The sequence below is a fragment of the uncultured Ruminococcus sp. genome, from assembly GCA_902785355.1.
Classification (GTDB): Bacteria; Bacillota; Clostridia; order Oscillospirales; family Acutalibacteraceae; genus Ruminococcoides.
Window position 1 is genome coordinate 1 of sequence record CACZYF010000038.1, and the last position, 20,482, is coordinate 20,482.

At 50.2% G+C, this 20,482-nt stretch carries 23 protein-coding genes; 11 read left to right on the forward strand and 12 right to left on the reverse strand.

Going from position 1 to position 20,482, the window contains the following annotated elements; translation table 11 throughout:
- Nucleotides 1-186: 186 nt before the first annotated feature.
- The 6 genes from nadE to R2I50_RS08525 all read left to right on the forward strand — a co-directional run bounded on the left by nadE (nt 187) and on the right by R2I50_RS08525 (nt 5,823).
- Nucleotides 187-927: an NAD(+) synthase gene (gene nadE / locus R2I50_RS08500; protein ID WP_316608725.1), complete on the forward strand. Its 741-nt coding sequence runs from the start codon at nt 187-189 to the stop codon at nt 925-927.
- 173 nt (nt 928-1,100) lie between these two features.
- A complete protein-coding gene (locus R2I50_RS08505; RefSeq protein ID WP_316608726.1) occupies nt 1,101-2,252 on the forward strand; it encodes a toxic anion resistance protein in 1,152 nt (383 codons plus the stop codon).
- A 268-nt stretch (nt 2,253-2,520) separates the two neighbouring features.
- Nucleotides 2,521-3,264, forward strand: coding sequence for a hypothetical protein (locus R2I50_RS08510; RefSeq protein ID WP_316608727.1), 744 nt, complete (start codon nt 2,521-2,523; stop codon nt 3,262-3,264).
- Entirely contained in the window at nt 3,264-4,949 is a 1,686-nt protein-coding gene (locus tag R2I50_RS08515) for a VWA domain-containing protein (RefSeq protein ID WP_316608728.1), read from the forward strand. The genes R2I50_RS08510 and R2I50_RS08515 overlap by 1 nt, the downstream gene beginning before the upstream one ends.
- Before the next feature lie 178 nt (nt 4,950-5,127).
- Nucleotides 5,128-5,484 carry a TnpV protein gene (locus R2I50_RS08520; RefSeq protein WP_316608729.1) on the forward strand — a complete coding sequence of 119 codons (357 nt, stop codon included), beginning with the start codon at nt 5,128-5,130 and terminating at the stop codon, nt 5,482-5,484.
- Nucleotides 5,485-5,676: 192 nt separating this feature from the next.
- The gene (locus R2I50_RS08525) at nt 5,677-5,823 is read left to right on the forward strand and encodes a hypothetical protein (RefSeq protein ID WP_316608730.1); all 147 of its coding nucleotides are present in this window, start codon (nt 5,677-5,679) and stop codon (nt 5,821-5,823) included.
- A gap of 411 nt (nt 5,824-6,234) precedes the next feature.
- On the opposite strand, the gene R2I50_RS10130 is transcribed toward R2I50_RS08525, so the two are convergent.
- From R2I50_RS10130 to R2I50_RS08550, 5 genes are read right to left on the reverse strand one after another with little or no spacing between them, the layout of a single operon-like run.
- Nucleotides 6,235-6,570: a class I SAM-dependent methyltransferase gene (locus tag R2I50_RS10130; RefSeq protein WP_399552875.1), complete on the reverse strand. Its 336-nt coding sequence runs from the start codon at nt 6,568-6,570 to the stop codon at nt 6,235-6,237.
- 27 nt (nt 6,571-6,597) lie between these two features.
- A complete protein-coding gene (locus R2I50_RS08535) occupies nt 6,598-6,945 on the reverse strand; it encodes an ASCH domain-containing protein (protein WP_316608732.1) in 348 nt (115 codons plus the stop codon).
- Entirely contained in the window at nt 6,942-7,748 is an 807-nt protein-coding gene (locus tag R2I50_RS08540) for an acyltransferase domain-containing protein (RefSeq protein ID WP_316608733.1), read from the reverse strand. Before R2I50_RS08540 ends, R2I50_RS08535 begins: the two co-directional genes overlap by 4 nt.
- 9 nt (nt 7,749-7,757) lie before the next feature.
- On the reverse strand, nt 7,758-8,306 hold the full coding sequence (locus R2I50_RS08545; RefSeq protein ID WP_316608734.1) for a GNAT family N-acetyltransferase: 549 nt from the start codon (nt 8,304-8,306) through the stop codon (nt 7,758-7,760).
- A complete protein-coding gene (locus R2I50_RS08550) occupies nt 8,299-9,096 on the reverse strand; it encodes a Bro-N domain-containing protein (RefSeq protein ID WP_316608735.1) in 798 nt (265 codons plus the stop codon). Before R2I50_RS08550 ends, R2I50_RS08545 begins: the two co-directional genes overlap by 8 nt.
- 195 nt (nt 9,097-9,291) lie before the next feature.
- Between R2I50_RS08550 and R2I50_RS08555 the strand changes: the two genes are divergently transcribed.
- Nucleotides 9,292-9,552 carry a hypothetical protein gene (locus R2I50_RS08555; protein WP_316608736.1) on the forward strand — a complete coding sequence of 87 codons (261 nt, stop codon included), beginning with the start codon at nt 9,292-9,294 and terminating at the stop codon, nt 9,550-9,552.
- Between the two features lie 90 nt (nt 9,553-9,642).
- Entirely contained in the window at nt 9,643-11,313 is a 1,671-nt protein-coding gene (locus R2I50_RS08560; RefSeq protein ID WP_316608737.1) for a recombinase family protein, read from the forward strand.
- Between the two features lie 134 nt (nt 11,314-11,447).
- On the opposite strand, the gene R2I50_RS08565 is transcribed toward R2I50_RS08560, so the two are convergent.
- From R2I50_RS08565 to R2I50_RS08595, 7 genes are all read right to left on the reverse strand, one after another.
- The gene (locus R2I50_RS08565; protein WP_316608738.1) at nt 11,448-12,650 is read right to left on the reverse strand and encodes a hypothetical protein; all 1,203 of its coding nucleotides are present in this window, start codon (nt 12,648-12,650) and stop codon (nt 11,448-11,450) included.
- A 97-nt stretch (nt 12,651-12,747) separates the two neighbouring features.
- Complete coding sequence (locus R2I50_RS08570; RefSeq protein ID WP_316608739.1) at nt 12,748-13,251, reverse strand: hypothetical protein; 504 nt, start codon at nt 13,249-13,251, stop codon at nt 12,748-12,750.
- The gene (locus R2I50_RS08575) at nt 13,248-14,102 is read right to left on the reverse strand and encodes a metal ABC transporter permease (protein ID WP_316608740.1); all 855 of its coding nucleotides are present in this window, start codon (nt 14,100-14,102) and stop codon (nt 13,248-13,250) included. The genes R2I50_RS08570 and R2I50_RS08575 overlap by 4 nt, the downstream gene beginning before the upstream one ends.
- A complete protein-coding gene (locus R2I50_RS08580; protein ID WP_316608741.1) occupies nt 14,099-14,800 on the reverse strand; it encodes an ABC transporter ATP-binding protein in 702 nt (233 codons plus the stop codon). Before R2I50_RS08580 ends, R2I50_RS08575 begins: the two co-directional genes overlap by 4 nt.
- 31 nt (nt 14,801-14,831) lie before the next feature.
- Entirely contained in the window at nt 14,832-15,827 is a 996-nt protein-coding gene (locus tag R2I50_RS08585; protein WP_316608742.1) for a metal ABC transporter substrate-binding protein, read from the reverse strand.
- Between the two features lie 54 nt (nt 15,828-15,881).
- Nucleotides 15,882-16,169 (reverse strand): hypothetical protein, encoded by a 288-nt coding sequence (locus tag R2I50_RS08590; protein WP_316608743.1) that lies wholly within the window; start codon nt 16,167-16,169, stop codon nt 15,882-15,884.
- A 4-nt stretch (nt 16,170-16,173) separates the two neighbouring features.
- Nucleotides 16,174-16,566 (reverse strand): transcriptional repressor, encoded by a 393-nt coding sequence (locus R2I50_RS08595; protein WP_316608744.1) that lies wholly within the window; start codon nt 16,564-16,566, stop codon nt 16,174-16,176.
- Between the two features lie 513 nt (nt 16,567-17,079).
- Between R2I50_RS08595 and R2I50_RS08600 the strand changes: the two genes are divergently transcribed.
- From R2I50_RS08600 to R2I50_RS08610, 3 genes are all read left to right on the forward strand, one after another.
- The gene (locus tag R2I50_RS08600; RefSeq protein ID WP_316608745.1) at nt 17,080-17,970 is read left to right on the forward strand and encodes a hypothetical protein; all 891 of its coding nucleotides are present in this window, start codon (nt 17,080-17,082) and stop codon (nt 17,968-17,970) included.
- Between the two features lie 11 nt (nt 17,971-17,981).
- On the forward strand, nt 17,982-18,662 hold the full coding sequence (tsaA, locus tag R2I50_RS08605) for a tRNA (N6-threonylcarbamoyladenosine(37)-N6)-methyltransferase TrmO (protein WP_316608746.1): 681 nt from the start codon (nt 17,982-17,984) through the stop codon (nt 18,660-18,662).
- 200 nt (nt 18,663-18,862) lie between these two features.
- A complete protein-coding gene (locus tag R2I50_RS08610; RefSeq protein ID WP_316608747.1) occupies nt 18,863-20,314 on the forward strand; it encodes a SpoIIE family protein phosphatase in 1,452 nt (483 codons plus the stop codon).
- Nucleotides 20,315-20,482: the final 168 nt, after the last annotated feature.

Sequence of the window (20,482 nt, forward strand, 5' to 3'; positions counted from 1 at the left end):
GTTGGAAATCCCCTCGCGAGTTCCTTTACCATTTCCTCAATACCAGCGAGGTCATCTTTTCTTGAATTTGTGTAACACATCATTGACAAACCAACAAAATATCAGACGCTTAAAAATATTGACTTGTCCGCCTCATTATACTATTATGAAAGGGTAATCCTATTATCAGACAAACGGAGGTCAATTATGTTTAACGCTGAAAAGATCAAGAACGAATGTGTACAGTGGATCCGCGACTGGTTTGAAGAGAACGGCAAGGGCTGTAACGCCGTATTGGGTATCTCGGGCGGCAAGGACAGCTCGATCGTCGCCGCATTATGCGTAGAAGCGCTGGGAAAGGACAGAGTCATCGGCGTGCTGATGCCCAACGGCGAGCAGGCGGATATCGACAAGGCGAAGCTTCTCGTCGACACCCTCGGCATCAAGCACTACATCATCAACATCAAGGACGCCTACGAGGGAGTTATCAGACAATTGCCCTTCGAGCCGACCGCCCAGACCGTACAGAACCTCCCGCCCCGTATCCGCATGGCGACCCTGTACGCGGTATCTCAAAGCCACAACGGACGCGTCGCGAACACCTGCAACCTCAGTGAGGACTGGGTCGGCTACTCCACCCGCTACGGCGACAGCGTAGGCGATTTCAGCCCGTGCTCGCACCTGACGGTAGACGAGGTCAAGCAGATCGGCAGACTGCTCGGGCTCCCCTCGGAACTGGTCGATAAGGTACCCTCCGACGGACTGTGCGGCAAGACCGACGAGGATAACCTCGGCTTCACCTACGCCGAGCTCGACCGCTATATTCGCACCGGCGAGATCGAGGATCAGGAGCACAAGGCGCTGATCGACCGCAAGCACAAGCTGAATCTGTTCAAATTACAGCTGATGCCCGCCTTCGAGCCGGACATCCCCACCGCCATCGAATGAATCCCGTAAGCGAATGTGTAAACGGATGATTCCGCAACTGTGAACGGGGTGTAAATCCGTATGTCGGAATCTTGACAAGATTTCAGCGCTTTTGCTATAATATTGTGTGACATAAAATGTCAGGAAAACCAACCCGATTAACATAAACAGAAACATTGAAAGGATGTTGCATCATGTCAGAAATCAAATTAGTCCTCGACGGCGTAGAAGAGCCCGAGGAGAAAGCCGCTCCCGTACCCACCGAGCTCGCCGTGACAGCCGAACAGGTGCTCACCGAGGTCGAGAACCTCACCGATGAGGAGAAGGCGCAGATCGAAGAGTTCGCCGACAAGATCGACCTGCATAAGGCTGAGATCGTCACAAACTACGGCGCTACTATCCAGAAGCAGAGCGCCGCGATCGCGACCAAGACCCTCAACGACGTCAAGACCAAGAACACCGGTGAGATCAGCGGACTCTTAGTCGAGATGGTCGCCGCGATGGACGGCATGGAGGGTGGCAAGGATCAGGGCAACTTCCTCTCGAACCTGCTCAACAAGCTCAAGGTCAACGCCAAGAGCGTCGTCGTACGCAACGAGAACGCCGAAAAGACCCTCGAGCGCATCGAGAAGCAGCTCGAAGGCCACAAGCTGACCCTGCAGAAGGACGTCGCGATGCTCGATGAGCTGTACGAGGAGAACTGGCAGACCTTCAAGGCGCTGACTATGTATATCAAGGCGGCCGAGCTCGCGCTCGATAAGGCGCGCAACGGCGAGCTCAAGGAGCTGTATGCCAAGGCTGACGCGAGCGGTCTGCCCGAGGACGCGATGGTCGCCGACAGCTTCGCCAAGACCTGCGACCAGTTCGACAAGCAGATCCACAACCTGCGCCTGACCCGCACCAGCTGCCTGCAGTCCGCGCCGCAGATCAAGATGATCCAGCATAACGACGAGGATCTGCAGATGAAGCTGCAGAGCAGTATCGTCAACACCATGCCCCTGTGGCGCAAGAAGATCGCCATGGCGATCGCGGTACAGAACAACCTTACCGCGGCACGCGCGGCGAACGCGGTCGACGACCTGACCAACCGTATGCTCCGCGAGCAGGCGGCTCAGTTCCATACCGCCGTCGTCGAATCCGCTCAGGCGTCTCAGCGCAGTATCATCGACACCGAGACCATCGACTATGTCAACAAAGAGATCACCGGCGCCGTCATGGATTACATCGCCATCGAACAGCAGGGCGCCAAGGCGCGTCGGGAGGCGGTACAGGTCATCGCCAACTCCGAGCGCGAGCTGGTACAGGGCGTCCTCTCCGCGAAGGCACAATCCGCAGAGGAACAGTAAAACTTCAGGCTCCCTTTGGTAAAGGTGAGATTCTGTCCAAAACTTGTTTTGGGTTACGGAATCCATACACCGGAGAGCTGTCGCCGAACAGCGATTGATACTAATCCTTAATAAAAACCTTTATCATCTATTGCGCTATATTTCGTATAGCTTTGTTGGGCTCCTTGACAGGCGCCAGCCTGTCTGCGTCATAACCGGTACGTCATAAACCGCACTAATAACCGGTACGTCATAAACCGCACTAACCACTAAACAGAGAGGGATAACATTGAAAAAGGGTAAAGGACTGCTGATATTTGGGATCATCCTTGCCGCGCTGGGACTTGCCGGCGCGGGGATCCTGTCTGCCGCCTCCTCCGCGATGATCGTCGCGCTGGGGATCCGTACCCTGTCCACGCTGACGACGATATCATTCATCACCGCGGGCGTAGGCGCCGCTTCGATCGCACTGGGCGCGTACAAGGGCATCCGTTACTCCGCCGAGGAAAAATCCACCGTCCGCAGGCTGGAGGACTTCCGCCGTCAGGATCAGGAGCAGTTCACCGAGTACGCCAAGGACAGCCTCAACCCCGAGAAGACGCGGATGCGCTTCGAGCAGCTGCGGCGCAACAATCCCGCGCTAAGCGGGCTGATCGACCGCTGCCTCATACAGATGGACACCATCGACAGCTATCAGGCGCGCCACAAGAGCCTGCTGGACGCGAACGAGGCGATCTATCTGGAGGACACCATCGAGGTCATCGACGGCAGCGAACAGCGCATGTGCCGCAACTTCCGCAATATCATCAACTGCTGTATCCTTGTCGAGCACTCCGGCGAGGGTGAAGAAGCGCTGGATCGCGGGATCATCGAGAGCTCTCTCTCCGATAACGCGGAGGAGCTCAAAGCCGTCGATACCCTGCTCAAATATTCCGTCGCATATATCAACAATTATAACCGCAACGGCGTCAGCGACAGACGAGAGCTCGACGCCTGGTTGAAAATCATGAAGGATTCTATGGGAGGAAAATAATGATAACCTTTAAAAGGATTCTTTCTGCCGTACTGCTGATCGTGATGCTGGCTTGCATCATCACCGGCTGTACCTCGCCCGATAAAGGCACCGAAAAGGTCTATTCCTACGACGAGGCGATCAAGGAGCTGAATGCCTTCTACGATCAAATCCATACAGATACCGTCAAGCCTCGTCTGGACATCTACAACGACAATACTACTGCCGCCGCACAGTTGGCGGATATCTCTACCTTCCCCATTACGGTGCAGGGCAACGGCGATATCGATATCGAGATCGCCGCCGCTACCGAATTCAGCTCCGCCGCACCCGACGACTGGATGAACATCGTCGCCGAACGCTTCAACAAGGCGGGCTACACCGTCTCAGGCAGGTCGGTCAGCGTCACCGTACGCAAGATCACCTCCGGCGAGGTGCTGACCTACATGACCGACAGCGACTACCGCCCCGACGTCTATGCGCCCAGCTCCGACGCATGGGGCAAGATGCTCGACGCGAAGGGCGTCAAGACAATTACCCTTGCCGACCGTATCGCGGGCAACACCGCGGGCATTCTGATGGAGAAGAACACCTACAAAACCTTCACCGAAAAGTACGGCGACGTCACGCTGACGAACGTACTCAAGGCGTCGATCGCGGGTGATCTCACCTTCGCCTACACCAACCCCTACACCTCGTCGACGGGACTGAACATCCTCACCGCAATGCTCCACGCCTTCGACAGCAACGATCCGCTCTCCGAAAAGGCGCAGAAAGAGCTGCTCGAGTACCAGAAGCAGTCCCCGCCCGTCGCCTACACCACCGGCGTGCTTCGCGACCAGGCGAGCAAGGGCATCATCAAGGCGATGGTCATGGAGGAGCAGGCATACCACAACACCCCCGAGCTGAGGAACTATGTCTATACCCCTGCGGGCATCCGTCACGATCACCCGCTATATACCTTCGAGCATGTGTCCTCAGAGAAGCGTGAGGCGGCTGAGCTCTTCGCCGAATTCTGCATGAACGACGAGTCCCAGAAGCTCGCCGACCAGAAGGGCTTCAACCTCCACAACGAGTACAAGAGCCAGGACAGCGGTCTCGACGGCGCGGGCTACCTCGCCGCACAGCGCATCTGGAAACAGAGCAAGGACGGCGGTCAGCCGATCATCGCGGTATTCGTCGCCGATGTATCCGGCAGCATGGCGGGCTCGCCCATCAACGCACTCAAGGAATCCCTGCTCTCTACCTCGTCCTACATCAAGTCCGACAACTACATCGGTCTGGTGTCCTACGCCGACAACGTCCATATCAACCTGCCGATCGACAAGTTCGATGATGAACAGCGCGCCTACTTCTCCGGCGCGGTCAAGGCACTGGATATCGAGGGCAGCACCGCAACCTATGACGCCGTGCTGATCGCGCTCAAGATGATGCTCGAGAAACAGGAGGAGGTCCCGGGCGCAAAGCTGATGCTGTTCGTGCTGTCCGACGGCGACCAGAACCGCGGCTACAAGCTCGACCGCGTCGCGCCGATCGTCGGCGGACTCAAGGTACCCGTCTACACCATCGGCTACAACCTCGAGTCAGGCTCCCGTGCCGAGAGCGAGCTGAAGCGCCTCAGCGGCATCAACGAAGCCTCTCTGATCAACGCCAACAGCGCCGACCTGATCAACCACATGCGCAACCTCTTCAACGTAGAGCTGTAAGCAGCATAACGCTGCGCCCGATCCCGTTCAACGGCGGAGATTACAAACCGATTTACAAACAATAAAGCCGACCCAAAGGGAGGCACTTCGTAAGGAAGTTGCTTCCCTTCGGCTTTTGTAAAACAGTCGGATAGTTAGATTTGTAGGATATAATCTAAACTTACGGAGGTTTTACAAGATGAAATACGAAATCACTTACACACAACAAGGTGATTATCTCTTACCTGACTTGAAATTACCCGAACAACCAAAGGTTGAAATAGGAATCTGGGCCAGACGGCACGAACGGTATATCAAACAGTATCATAAAATCCGTTATTTCAATCTTTTGACAAGCGGTACACTTGTTTCCTATCTCACAAATATCGATAGAGAAGCAACAGAAATGTATGATAGACTTGTTCAACAGTTTTCAAAGCAAGAAGATATTACTGAACAACTAAAAACTGATGATCAGATGCTGTGGGTACAGAAAATGAACAGCATTCGCAATCGTGCAACTGAAATAGTAAACTATGAGATAATATATGTATAACAATAACATCCGACCTATCTCTTTTGGGATATGTCGGATGTTTTATGTTTCTTATAATAATGTTCACAAAAATGTATATGTTTTATTGTAGCTTATCAACAAATATCCATGGCGTTTTTAGTATATGTCGAATATTGTCAATATGTGTCATATAATGATATAATATATTAAATATATTCTTTGGAGGTTTTTATGAGCATTTTTAGAACACTTCATTTATCAGATATTCATATTGGTGATACTTACAAAAAGAACTCTGCTGATATTGCATATAGACTAATAACCGAATTAGAAAAAGAACAAAACTTTATTTTCCTATTAGAGATTATGACTATATGATTCATCAACATTCTATGTTATTACATGAATTTGAACATTTATACCCTAGTTCATATAGATTTGAAAGGTACTATTCAGAAATACATAATTACACGAAAAGAATTCCTAACATAAATAACAAAATGGCGTATCTTGTGATAATGATGTTACTGGTCAATGATAGTGAAAAAAAGCATTTGCTTGATGATGATAATGATGTATTAAGTAAGCGCCTTTTGGAAATCTTTTTTCAAGATTTTACTGTTTCAGATATTGAATCTGGTAATTGTTCAATAACACTTACAGTAGAAGAGTTTAATGTTTTTTTCGAAGCATTCAAAAAAACATATAAACACAAATAATATTAGAAACCATCCCGAAATTCGTGTAAACCTCCGATATAGTGTAGAATAAAACGCTATATTGGAGGTTTTATTTTGAGCAGTAGAAGACACAATCCCGAAGAACAAGCCCAGAGAGAAAAAATCGTGAACTCATACAGCTTGCTTTTTTCTTTAGCAGGCTATAAAACTCACCGACAATTATTTCTCTATCATCAGCGTATTCAAGCACATTATGGCAGAGGATATAATCAAATGAATTGCTCGGCAACTTTTTCAGTTCTTCTGTACTTCCAACAATTTGCTGATAGCTGTTTGTATTCTCTTGCTGAGCAAGCATATCCTCGGAAGGCTCAATCGCAGTTACTTGATTGTCGGCGGCGAAATGATCGGCTGTAATACCTTTCCCGCTTCCAAAGTCAAGAATCGTTTTATCTGTAGCTGATTCAGCATATTAAGCTCCAATTACTTTTATTTCAATGCCAAGAACACCATATTTTGCTTGCTGTTCCGGCGTGTAATACAAATCCATATCTTCGGGTTTAGCAGTTTCAATACCCGCTTTCTTATAGCCGCATTTTAATAAAGGCAATTTCTGATACAATTCAGCGAAGGAGTCAAATCTATGTATTGCGATTACTTCTGCGGTCAGTTTTTCTCCAGTTTCAATTTGAGTGAATTCAATACTATCGCCAACGTTTATCTTCTGTCGCTTTTCGTCGTTGAGTCGCAATTCAATTGTCTTTTGTCCGGAACGTATCATTACGAATGGTTCGGGGTTAAGATTCATTTTTTGTGTCATAGCTTTAACCTTCCATAAGCATTTCGGATAACTCCACCCGAAAGAAGATGCTTTTTCATATTTCTTTGCAAAGAGGTGTTTTCGGGTAGATTATCACATTCTGTCGTTCTTGTATTGTATAGCCAATCAATAAATTCTGTACCAATTTCACCTTTGTCAAATATCTCAAATCGGTTTTGGAAACTCAGTATATTTGAGTTATCGTTTAGCATTTCTTTGAGTTGCCTATCCAATAACCAAGAATGACAGCGGTATTCAGCATTTGATAATTCGGGATAATATGCAGCGAAAAAGTGCTTTGCACTGGCTAAAGAATTATCAATAGCAGAAGGTGAGAAATCAACGTCTGATGGAATGTGAATCCCGATAACGATATTTTTTTCAATGTGTTTCATTTCATATTCTAACTCGCCGATTCTGAATAAATGACATCCTGCTTGGCGAGTCGTCCACCAATAGCGGTCGAAATATAACTTGCCCGTCATTTGATAAGTTTCATTAATAAAGCGGGTGTAGCATTTCATTGTGGCGAAGTAAATCTCATCGCTGATACCCTTGTCTTTGTAAATCTCGTACACATCAGCTGACGCTTTCAGCATACAGGCAAGAATTTTAATATTTTCTGTGTCCTCGCCGAGTATTGTTTGAAGCTCTGCTAATGCTTCGGACATCTTTTCATAGATTTGAAAGGCAAATAATTGTTTATCTACTGAGTTGAAATCAAAATCATTTGCAAACTCAAGTATACGAGATTTTATTTTTGGCTGTAATTGTATTTTATCACATAACGTATGTATTTCCATTGTCAAACCTCAAACTGCTATCCAATACCGTTTTATCTCTGTCCCGTCAACAACAATCGTTTTTTCATATATACCGTCGTTGGCGATTATCGTTTTCTCACTTGCTGCATTATCGGAATGACAGGTGATCAATAGTTTTTCTATACCAAGTTCTTTTGCATTACTCAGATTCAGACGCAGCATTTCCTTTGCATAACCGTATCCTCGTTCAGAGGGGCGAACAGTATAACCGCAATGACCGCCCCACGTTCCGAGAATTGGATGATTTATATGGTGACGCAAATCAATGAAACCAACCAACCGATTATCTTTTTTGCGTATAGCAAAGTAGGTAGTTGAAGGAACATCAACGCCTGTTTGACCGCAAGTTTCTTCATTAGTCCTTAATTGACACCAGCGTATCCATTCTTCGGCAGAAGTTGCTTCATCAAGAGATAAGCAACCTGCAAATTGACTTTCGTTGTTATTGTCGTAATCAAAAACTTCTTGACGGAGTTGCCATACTTGTTCTGCATATTCCATATTTGATTCGATTAATTCTAAGTCACCATTATTCATTGCTTTCCTCGCCACTTACAACGCGCTCTATCATTCCCGTAACGACCTCATTCAGTCTTGCGGCATTATCGGAGGTAATAACCGGCTTGCCTGTTTGTGCTTCGATATTTTTTCTTGCGTCGCCTGCAATTTTGCCGCCGCTTTGCGCTACTTCTCTGTTTTCTTCCAAGCCATAGGGGTTTTGTGTTATATTGTCACGCAGATTTTCTTTTTTCAGACCTTTGAGATTTTTATACTGGCGTGTCGTCATACCCGACCACGCTTTGGTGACTTCATCGGTAAGGATGGCGTATTCTTTACCTTTCTCTACACCGTGAGCCTGCCACTGATCGGTCAGTTCCTTGCGGGCACGAATGGTTTGCAAACGTTGGTTGATCCAGTCGGCGGGATAGCCTTTCTTGGCATAGGTATCCAATGCTCTCTCTATCGTCAGTTCGGGATCGATTATTTCTTCTATGCGTTCTCTGCCTACCTGTGCTAACCACATCTTGAAAGGCTCAGCCTTCTTGGATGGAATCGACTGAATAATGCGGAGGATTCCTTCTGTATCAGCCGCGTTGATTTTTCTATTTTTGCCATCAGCCGTCATCATCCGAACAGGGGTACAAATTGTACCCCACTTGGAATTTAGTTCAGGATCACGGCTTCTCATTTTCTTTATGTATTGTTTGACGTCCTTGCTTTCGGATAAAATCTCAACTACGTCGGAAACTGAAAAATACCATTCCTCTTTTTCTTCATCCCACGCCGTTCTGATAGGTTGATTTTCAAATCTTTTAATATTATCCATTGAAGCCCCTCCTGACAATATCTACTTGGCATATTATCTAAAAAAATTCTACCACGAAACCGTCATATTAGCAACCGCATTTTACAGGTCTTAGGACGTCCCTAACAAGCGTGTTTTTACTCCTGCCGTGCAAAAACAGTTCAGAACAATAGGGACACCCTAAACCCGTTTATTAAAAAAGAAGGTAAAAAACTAATGAAATACTATGATGATCAAGGTAACGAGTTAAATATTCGCACTGAATTAGATGATATGCTTGACAAGCTATATGACAAGCTTGACAAGATGACTCCAGAGGAACGGATGGCTTGGTATAGCAGAGGTATGTACGTCAAGCCGTTAAAATACACGCAGGATATTGATAACACAATTTATATAGTGCGTACCAACTTCAATGAAAATACCGATTCAACCGTTTATGATGCGGTTGAGAGAATCACATCAAAAGATATATAATTTATCACTTTAAAGCGCTGAATTTAGTGGTCGGATATGTTATAATATGACTATCCTACAAATACATATCCGGCTGTGGAAAGGAGCAAAATGAGTAAACAGTCAGATAAAAACAAAATCACAGCCCTCTACTGCCGACTTTCTCGTGATGATGAGCAAGACGGTATGTCAGGTAGTATTAAGAATCAACAGGAGATTATCAGCAAATACGCAGCCGACAATGGCTTCACTAATACTAGAGTATTCATCGATGACGGATTCTCAGGCACAAACTTTGACCGCCCTGCCTTCAACGAGATAATGAAGCTCGGAGAGGAAGGCAAAATCGGAACGCTGATCGTCAAAGACCATTCCCGTCTCGGGCGTAACCGCTTGGTAGTCGGAGCCTTGATGGAAGAAGAATTTGACCGTATGGGCATTCGCTATATCGCCATCATGGATAACATTGACACCAAGAACGGTATCAGCGATCTTGTACCTATGCAGGACTTATTCAATGAATGGCACGCCAAGAATACAAGCGACAAAGTGCGCAAGGTATTCAAAAGTAAAGGCGAATCGGGCAAACCTTTGACAACTAATCCACCATATGGATATATGAAAAAACCTGACAACAAAGACGAGTGGATCATAGATGAACCGGCTGCCGAGGTTGTCAGGCGTATATTCAAAATGTGCGTATCGGGACTCGGACCGTCACAGATTGCCAATCAGCTAAAATCTGAAAAGATTCTGACTCCAGCGGAATACTGGATCAGCATTGGTAGGAACTGTGGCAAGCCACCGAGCGTATCGTACCATTGGTGTTCTGACACGATTGCTTCCATTCTTAGTAAGCAGAAGTATTGCGGAGATACAGTCAACTTTCGCAGCCAACGCAAGTCCTTCAAGAACAAGAAGAAGGTTGAGCTTCCGCCCGAACAATGGTTGGTATTTGAAAACACCCACCCGGCTATTATTGATAGAGAAACCTTTGAACTTGTAAGGGAGCTGCGCAAGAACAAGCGAAAGCCGACAAGAACGGGAATCGTCAGTATGTTTTCGGGATTGGTTTATTGCGCCGACTGTGGAGAAAAGCTGTATTACAGCGCAACCAACAACTATAAGGAAAGTCAAGCGTATTTCTTCTGTTCATCCTACCGCAAAAACTCCGATGTATGTTCAGCCCATTACATTAGAGAAAAAGTGATCTACTCGTTGGTGCTGGAAAATATGCAGAGAGTATTTCTTAACGTCCAAGCGTATGAAAAGGAATTTGCCCGAAAGCAAATGGATTGCTACACAGAGGAAAAACACAAAGAGTTGGCAACTAAACGTCAGGAGCTGAATAGAATCAAAAAGCGAATATCAGAAATAGATGACCTCTTCTTAAAAATCTATGAGGATAACGTCTCGCATAAGATTTCGGACGAACGCTTTGAAATGTTTAGCAAACGATATGAAGCCGAACAACACGAGCTAAAGTCAAAGATACCTAAGCTTGAAGCCTACCTGTCAGCCGAAACAGACAAAACTGAAAGCTTGCAGAAGTTTATAGCAAGAGTAAAGCAAATTACAAGCCCGAAAACTCTGACACCCGAATTAGTCAATGAGTTTATTGACAAAATTGTCGTTTCAGCACCTCGCTACCTTGACGGCAAGAGGTATCAGCTGATAGACATTCACTACAAAGGCGTTGGTATCATCAATATCCAAACACCCGAAGAATTTGAAAAAGGCTTCCAAGCCAAAATGAAACAGCGCAGACAAAAGTCTGCATAACCAAAAAAACTACGGCATAGCATAAAGCCGTGCCGTAGTTAATACATTAGATTTTACAAGAGCCGCCCCTTAGGGTGTAACTTCCTTACGAAGTACACCCTAACGGGTCGGCTTTCGTTTTTCGGATGGTAGTATTACAGCTTAGTGCCGCAGTTGTCACAGAAGGGATAATCCCCTACGGGAGCGCCGCAGTTGGGGCAGGTTTTCTGCTGTGTACCGACGGCCTGTTCGTAGCTGTCACGATAAGTCTGCTGATCGTCAGCGGGAACGACGTAGGACGGATCATAGTTCGGCGTCGGCTGCTGAGGGACGTTATAATTCGCGTAGTCATTGTTATACTGCTGTACGGGATCGGCATAGGGATTCGAGCCGTTATCCGCGATCGGGACGACATACGAAGGATCCTGCACACCGCCGTAGGGCGTGTTGTTGTAGCCGTACAGATAATTGTCGATATGCTTCTTGTACCCTGTCGCGATACTGCCCTCGACAAAGAGCATAATCGTCGAGATCAGACCGGAGAGAAAATTGATGAGCATAAGCGGCATGAGGGGACCCGCGCCGAAAATACCGGCAATGCTGCCGAGCACGCCGAGCACCGAGAACACGCCGAAGATAATGCACATCACGCCGTAGGGCTTCGCGCCGCCGCTCTGGAGTTCAACGGTGGTCAGGCTCTTCTTGACGGAGCCAATATAGCGTACGCGGTTGATCGTAACGAACAGACCGAAGAAGATCGTGAGCGCTCCGATCACCAGCATAACGACGGACAGGATGGTCATAATGTTGCGAGCGTCAACCGTAGTACCGTCAGGCAACACCGCTGTAGTCGATCCCTGCTGCGCCAGCATTTCACCTAACGCAAAGACGCCGATCACAGCGACGATCACTATCAGCGTAGCAAGGATCATTCCGATCAACGAAAGTACAGCAAAAACCTGTAGGATCGTAAAGCCCGCGCGAGGGGTGCTGTTCGGGTCATTGTTGCGGCTCTTGAAATAGATGAGCAGGTAAGCGGCAATAAACAGACCGGTAATGATGCAGGAATAGGCAATGGTGAAGATCGATCCCGAAGCAGATGAAGCCATGCTTTCGAGCTGTGCCGCGCCTATCTGTGAGTTGATCTGTTCATACAGCTGAGGATTCATCTGAGAGAACAGATTCATGGCATAGTTGAAAATCATTCTCGAATTATTCATCATGAAGATAGTACTCACCAGATTCAGCACTAAACTCACGATATACAGGATACCCATCGTCAGGACGCGGCCGTTCTTGAAATAATCCTTCACGGCAGTTACATTCTGCTGGTACGGGTTAAAGGGTTGCTCGTACATACTGATTCTCCTTTATTTGTTTTGTAAGCCGATCTATGCGACCGACTCGGTAAACCTATTATATGCTATTCATAAAGCGATTGCAAGTATAATCAGATCAGAACTGCACCTCGGCGTTCTTTAATTGCAGGTATTTGCTGTTGCCCTCGGTATAGGTAGTAAATTCGCCGGTGACGGTGATCTCGGTATCGGGCTTGGGATAATCCTCGGGGTAGCTGTGATCACCCGCCCACTCGAACTCGATGCCCGTCGCACAGCATGCTGTCGCGTCTTTTACAACGCAGGCGAAGTAACGGTTGTCCTTCGTTTCGGTCACGTTGAACGGACCCTTCATCCTCACGATCTTTCCGTAGTACTCGTCGGGCTTCTGCTGCATATTCAGCACCTCGGAATAGACCATCGTGCCGCTCATGGCGGTCAGGTCGATGTCTACGCCGTCGGCGGAGGGTACGGCAGTCTGAGCGGATTCCGTAGCAGGATCAGCCGCCTGCGTCTCCGATACAGCCGCTGTCGCGTCATTCGCGGGCTTTGCGCTGTTGCCGCACGCGGCGAGCGATACGAGCATCAATACTGCTGTCAATATACAAGTAAATTTTCTCATGCTTTACCTCCCGTAAGCTTTCCGATGACCGAGAAGATAATGAAAACAACGATATCCACGGCTACGATGGTCGAACCGACGGGCGTACCCGCTAAGATCGATGTCAAAAGCCCGATCAGCGCGCACACGACCGATACGATCGCCGCACAGACGGTCACGCTTTTAAAGCTCTTGAACACGCGCATCGCCGACAGCGCGGGGAAGATCACCAGCGCCGAGATCAGGAGAGAACCGACCAGCTGCATCGCCACGACGATGATCACCGCGATCACGATCGCGATCAAAAGGTTATACAGCCCCGCGCGCTGACCCGTCGCCTGCGCAAAGCTCTCGTCAAAGGTGACCGAAAAGATTTTATTATAGAAAAGGACGAAAAACAGAACCACGATGACCGACAGGATCACGCACATCCACACGTCAAAGGTACTCAGCGTGAGGATGGAGGTGGAGCCGAACAGAGTGGAGCATACGTCGCCCGAAAGGTTCGACGAGCCCGTCCCGAAAATATTCATCAGCAGGTAGCCGATCGCCAGCGCTCCGACCGAGATCATCGCGATCGCGGCGTCGCCCTTGATCTTGGCGTTCTTGCCCACGCGAAGGAGCAATACGGCACACACCACCGTGATACCCAACACCAGCGGCATATCGTTGGTCAGTCCGACTACGGCGGCGACCGCCATCGCGCCGAACGCAACGTGCGACAGACCGTCGCCGATGAAGGAATAGCGCTTTAATACCAGCGTCACGCCCAACAGCGACGAACACAGCGCGATCAGTACGCCGACGATCAGCGCGTTGACCACGAAAGGACGCTCAAGATACGACCCGAGGGTCGTGAACAGCTCGCTCATCTGCCGTCGCCTCCCTTCGCCTTATCTGCCTCATATATGCGGTACTCGTCCCGCGTGCCGAAGAAAAGCTCACTGCCGATATGCAGAATATGCGAGGCGTACTGTAAAGCCTTGTCGACATCGTGAGAGATCATGATGACCGTCACGCCGTCGTCCTTGTTCAGGCTGTCGATCAGCTCGTACATATCGGCGGTGACCTTGGGGTCGAGACCCGCTACAGGCTCATCAAGGAGCAGAATCTTCCGCGTCGCGCAGAGTGCGCGCGCCAACAGCACGCGCTGCTGCTGACCGCCCGAGAGCTCGCGGTAACAGCGCTTTTTGAGTCCGGTGATATTCATGCGCGCCATCGCGCTCTCGGCGAGCGCCTTGTCCGCCTTGCTGTAGAAGGGGCGAAAGCCCCCTCTGCCCAGCGTACCCGAGATCACGATCTCCTGTACCGAGGCGGGAAAGTCGCGCTGGACGTCGGTCTGCTGCGGCAGCCAGCCGATGTCGCGGGCGCTTAGTCCCTCGCCATAGCGGATACTGCCGTCGAGCGGCTTGGTCAGCCCGAGCACCGTTTTCATCAGCGTGGTCTTGCCGGAGCCGTTCTCACCGACGATACACAGGTAATCGCCCTCGTTCACCTCGAAGCTCAGATCGGTCAGGACGACCTGCGAGCCGTAGCCGAGGGTGAGATTTTCACATTCCAATTGCTTCATATACTAACCTTCCGAATCGATGGTTTATCTGTCAGAGTGCCTTTTTCAGCACTTCGAGATTCTCTGTCATCACGCCGAGATAGGTCGTGCCGGACTTGATGTCCTCGGCGGTACTGCTCTGCAGGGAGTTGAGGGTCAGGATCTGTTGATCCTTCGTCTTGGTGTTGTCCCTGATCGTCTGAGCGATCGAGCCGTCGGAGGTCTCGATCTGCATGATCGACTTGAGTCCCAGCTCGTCGACCTTGCCCGAAAGGAAGGTGACGGTCTCGAAGCTCGCCTCGGTCTCCGCCGAACAGCCGACGAAGGCGGCGTAGTAATCCAGCCCGTAATCGTCCGTCAGATAGCGGAACGGGAAGCGGTCGCCAAACAGCAGGGTCTTGACCTTTGCGTCATCGACCGCCTGCTGATACGCCTTATCCAGCGCCGAGAGCTTCTCCGTATAAGCCGCGGCGTTCTCGGAGAAGGAATCCGCGTGCTGTGTATCGACCTTACCGAGCGCCTCGGCGATCTTCCCGGTGAAGGTCACGGCATTCTTCAGCGAGAGCCAGACATGCTCGTCGTACTCGGGCTCGTCTTCATGCTCCTCCTCGCCCTGCATGCCTTCCTTGAGCTCCTCAACCTTCGCCTTATCGCCGAGGATCTCCATCAGGTCGAGCACGATCATCTTCTCGTTATTTGCCTGCTTTAATACATCTTCGACCCACTTATCCGACTCGCCGCCGACATAGACGAACAGGTCGCAGTCGGAGATATCCATGATATCCTTGGCGGTCGGCTGGTAGCTGTGCAGATCAACGCCGTTGTCGAGCAGCAGATCGATGCTCAGGTCGACGTCATCCCGCGCGACCTCACGCACCCAGTCATACAGCGGGAACACCGTCGTCACGACCTTGATCTTCCCGTGCAGATCGGCTGTAGCGCCGTTATCGGAGCCGGACGCTTTGTCGGCGTGATTGCCGGCACAAGACGCTAAAAGGGAAGCCGTTATGAAAAGGCTGAGTATAACAGCCATGATTTTTTTTAACATAGTTTACCTCTTTTCTTGAATTAATCAGTCATAGATCCGGTCAAAGAAAAGGGATCAATTCCTCAGTCTTACCTTCTCGCTCACCGGCGTGATACATAACCGGTGTAGACAGGCTGCGACAGCATATCTTTTGATATAGACTGCAACGCCCGCGATCACTGCGAGGACAACGATAAAGCCGCGCGTGACATCGGTCAATGTGTGAATGAACTCGCACACCGGACATTCCGCGCCTTCGCAATCGTGCGTCGCCTCCAGCACGACCGCCGCTACACTCAGCAGGATCACACATATCACAATAAAAGCCAGCGCTGCTGCCGCGTAGTTTTTAAGTCTTCTCATAATATCAGGCATTCTGACACGAAGCGCAGACGCCGTAGATCACGGTCTCGCTCTTGTCGATCGAGAAATTGTCGTTCGCGGCAACGCTGTCGACCAGCCTGTCGGCGAGTTGCTTCTCCATGTGGATGGTCTTGCCGCATTTCTTACAGCTCAGGTGCAGACAGCCCTCGCAGCTGTGGCCGCCGCTGTACTGGTACACGACCTCGCGGGTATTGCCCCCGACGACACGGCGGAGCTTGCCCTCCGCCTCCATATCGGCAAGGTTGCGATAAACGGCGCTCTTGCTGATCGTATCCGCGAGCGCCTCGGCGATCTGACCCGCCGAGATACTCTCGTCGGTATGCCGCGCAAGGTAATCGATCAGGAGCTTACGCTGTTTCGTCATATATTTTGACACATTTTTGCGCCTCCAATTTGCGAATGATTCGCAAATTAGTATAACACAGGGGTCACCGCTTGTCAACCGATATTTCTACTCTTTCGCATGGATCATATCAAAAGGCGGTGATTGAAAAGCGCGCGATCATAACCACACATAACAGTACGGCGTACTAAGGCGCACGCAACATTTTCTCTATTGGGATCATATCAAAAGGCGGTGATCGAAAAGCGCGGGATCATAACCACACATAACAGTATGGCGTACTAAGGCGCACGCGCCATTTTTTCTATTGGGATCATATCAAGAGGCGGTGATCGAAAAACGCGCGATCATGACTATGCATAACAGTATGGCGTACTAAGGCGCACGCGCCATTTTCTCTATTGGGATCACATCAAAAGGCGGTGATTGAAAAGCGCGCGATCATAACCACACATAACGGTATGGCGTACTAAGGCGCACGCGCCCTTGACAAAACAAGCCGCTTGCCGTAAGATGGACTCAGTATCAACACCAAGAGGAAAAGCCATGAAAAATCCGTTTCAGTTTTTCTATTCATCCAAGGGCAAGCCGCTCCCGCATGCCCCTCAGCCGCTCCCCGAGCCTGCGCCCGAGATCGAAGCGCATCGATCCGAACAGCCCGAAAAGCCGCAGGACAGCTTCATCGAATACTGTCGTTCGCGGATACGCGGCGGGATCGAGCGCCGCGAGCGCAACGACATCTACGAGGCATATTCCGTCTACGGCGAAGATCACGGCGCGCTGACCTGCCGCTACTACCACCGTTATCCCGAGCACGAGCGCAGCTTCGATCTCTCCGACAGCCGCGCTTTAGGCTTTGAGGATTTCAATAAACGTCTGCTCGCGGAGCTCGACAAGGGCGGGATCAGCCTGCATGACTACCACGCCTGTATCGCCCGTGCCGAAGCGCTGAGCAGCATGGATAAGACCGATGATCTTCCGCTGTTCGAGGGCTTTTCTCAGGGCGAGGTCGACGCTCTTCGCGCCTTCTGTGACTCGATGGATATTTTTTCCGACCGCGAATACCGCACCGGAGAGGGCATCTTCCGCTGTTCCTGCCTCAGTGCCGTCGGTGACGAGAGCCTCAGCCTATGGTTCCGCAAGCCTCTCCCCCATGACGCGCTCCGTCGCGAGGTATCGGGCGTGAAGCGCGAGTCAATCTACGGCTATGATATCGAGAACCTGTGGATGCTGGGCGTCTACAACCGCCTGAGCGAACGCTGCACCGCCGCCCGCGTGACCCGCCTGACCTCCGAATGGAGCCTGGATCACGAGAGCGTCTGCCTGATCGAAGCAGAGGGCTTCCCCGCAGTGGGCGGCACCCTGCTGATCGCGATCGCCGATGAAGCGGCATTCCCCCGCTTCGGCTTTTACTCCCTTGACTTCGCTAATAAATAAAGGATCTATTTATGAATTTCAAACCGATCGCAACGATTTATAATGACTTTCCGACCAAGTTCGGGCTCCCGCGCCAGAGCGGGATGTCCGAGCACCTGATCTCGCAGATCGTGATGGAGGAGCCCTACCGCGACCCCGAGGCGTTCCGCGGGATCGAGGAATTCTCCGATCTGTGGCTGATCTGGGCGTTCGAGCCGATGGGCAAGCGCGCGTGGTCGCCCACCGTACGCCCGCCGAAGCTCGGCGGCAACAAGCGCATGGGGGTTTTCGCGACGCGCTCGCCGAACCGTCCGAATCCGATCGGACTCACCCGCGTGAAGCTGATCTCCCTGGAGCAGACCGCCGACAGAGGTACTGTGCTGACCGTTGCGGGCGCCGATCTGATGAACGGCACCGCCATCCTCGATATCAAGCCCTATCTCCCCTTCGCCGACAGCGAACCGCGGGCAAGGACAGGCGCTTACGGGCCTCAGAACGCCCCGACGCTAACTGTCACCATCCCCGAAAAGATCAGGGAGCTGTTCACCGCCGAACAGCTCCGTGCGCTGGAAGAAGCCTTATCCTACGACCCGCGACCGGGCTATCAGCACGACCCCGACCGCGTCTACGGCTTTAGCTACGGCGGCTGTGACATCCGCTTCACCGTGAAGGACGGCTCTCTCACCGTGACCGACGCCGTCCCTCTCTCATAATTTATCTGTATATAAAGGACAGGCTGCAGCCTGTCAAAATCGACATCGAAGTCGCAAAGGAGCAGTCCGATAAGGCTGTCAGCATTTATTCCGGGATTAGTTTAAGTAAGGGAAACCGCTTGTCAGTATCAAAAATATATGTTATAATGACAGATAAACGGTATGATTAATCGACGATTCTAAAAGCCGAGGTGGGTCACATGAACAGATTAAAAGAATATTTCAAAATCTATGAATCAGAGGAAACAAAAACGGTTTTTGAAGAAAATGATTATGAATCCAACCGCCTGTCTTTCTTTGTCATCCTCATCTGCGCTGTGATCCTGATCGTCTCGTGTTTTTTGAATATGGCGGGTATCTTTACAGTCACTCCTCTCAGAATGAATGTTTTGACGGGGATGGGTCTGGTGGAATTTTCCATTCCTCTGGTGCTCTGTCATAAATATAAAGGCAGAAAACGCTGGCTGAAGTACGTTATGGTTTTCACGCTGCTGTTAGTCTGCACGCAGCTCTTCTGTATCCTCAATCACAACGTAATCTTAATCATGATTCTGCCCGTGCTTCTGTCGAGCAGATACTTTTCAAAGGGTCTTACCGTCATTATTTCGATCCTGTCCGTCCTTTTCTCGGCAGCGGCAAGTGTCGCTACGGTATATTTCGGGATCATCGATCTAAACTTTTATCCCCGACTCGCCGACGGTACGAGTATCGTGGTTGAGAACGGTCTTCGTTCATCCGTCACGGCTCTGGGTATCGACCCTCACAGAGCGGTGATATCTATGTTGGTCAACGGCTATTTACCGCGCCTGCTGGTGTTCTCTGTCATCGGCTTCATCGCGGTCTATATTGCCAAATACGGTCATGACATGGTTCTCAAGCAGAATGAGATCGCCCGTGCCTCTGCTAACGCAAAAGCGGAACTCAACACCGCAACACAGATCCAGAACGGCATGGTTCCCAACATCTTTCCCGCCTTCCCCGAGCGAAAGGAGTTCGACGTCTACGCCTCGATGAACACTGCCAAGGAGGTCGGCGGCGATTTCTACGACTTTTTCCTGGTGGATGAAAAGCACCTTGCGATGGTCATGGCGGACGTATCGGGCAAAGGCGTACCCGCCGCGCTGTTTATGATGGCGTCAAAGATTCTGATCAACGACAGGGCGCTCATGGGAGGCACTCCCGCCGAGATACTGGCGTTTGTAAACGACCGTATCTGCAGTAACAATCAAGCCGAGATGTTCGTCACCGTATGGCTCGGCATCCTCGAGATCGACACGGGCAGGGTGATCGCCGCCAACGCCGGCCACGAGTACCCGGCTATCCGCAGAAACGGCGGAAAGTATGAACTGCTGAAAGATAAACACGGATTTGTAGTCGGCGGTATGGAGGGGATCCGATACAAGGATTATGAGTTCACCCTAAACAAGGGCGACTCCCTGTTTCTCTACACCGACGGCGTACCCGAAGCAACCGACGCCGCACAGGAGCAGTTCGGAAGCGATCGAATGATCGAAGCGCTGAACATCAACGCCGAAGCCGCCCCCGACGAAATCCTCTCGACCGTCAATAATGAAGTGAACCATTTCGTCGGCGACGCCGTTCAGTTCGACGATTTGACCATGCTCTGCTTAAAATATCTCGGTATCGACTAAAGCGATCAACCGTTATTCTAAAAAAGGGGCTGTGGAAAAACACAGTCATTGCGAGGGCTTTAGCCCGCGGCAATCCTACAAAGGTCAATAAAACCTAAGGGGATTGCCACGTCGCTTTGTTGCAATGACAATTGAGTGTTTTTTCACAGTCCCTTAATTGTGATTCTG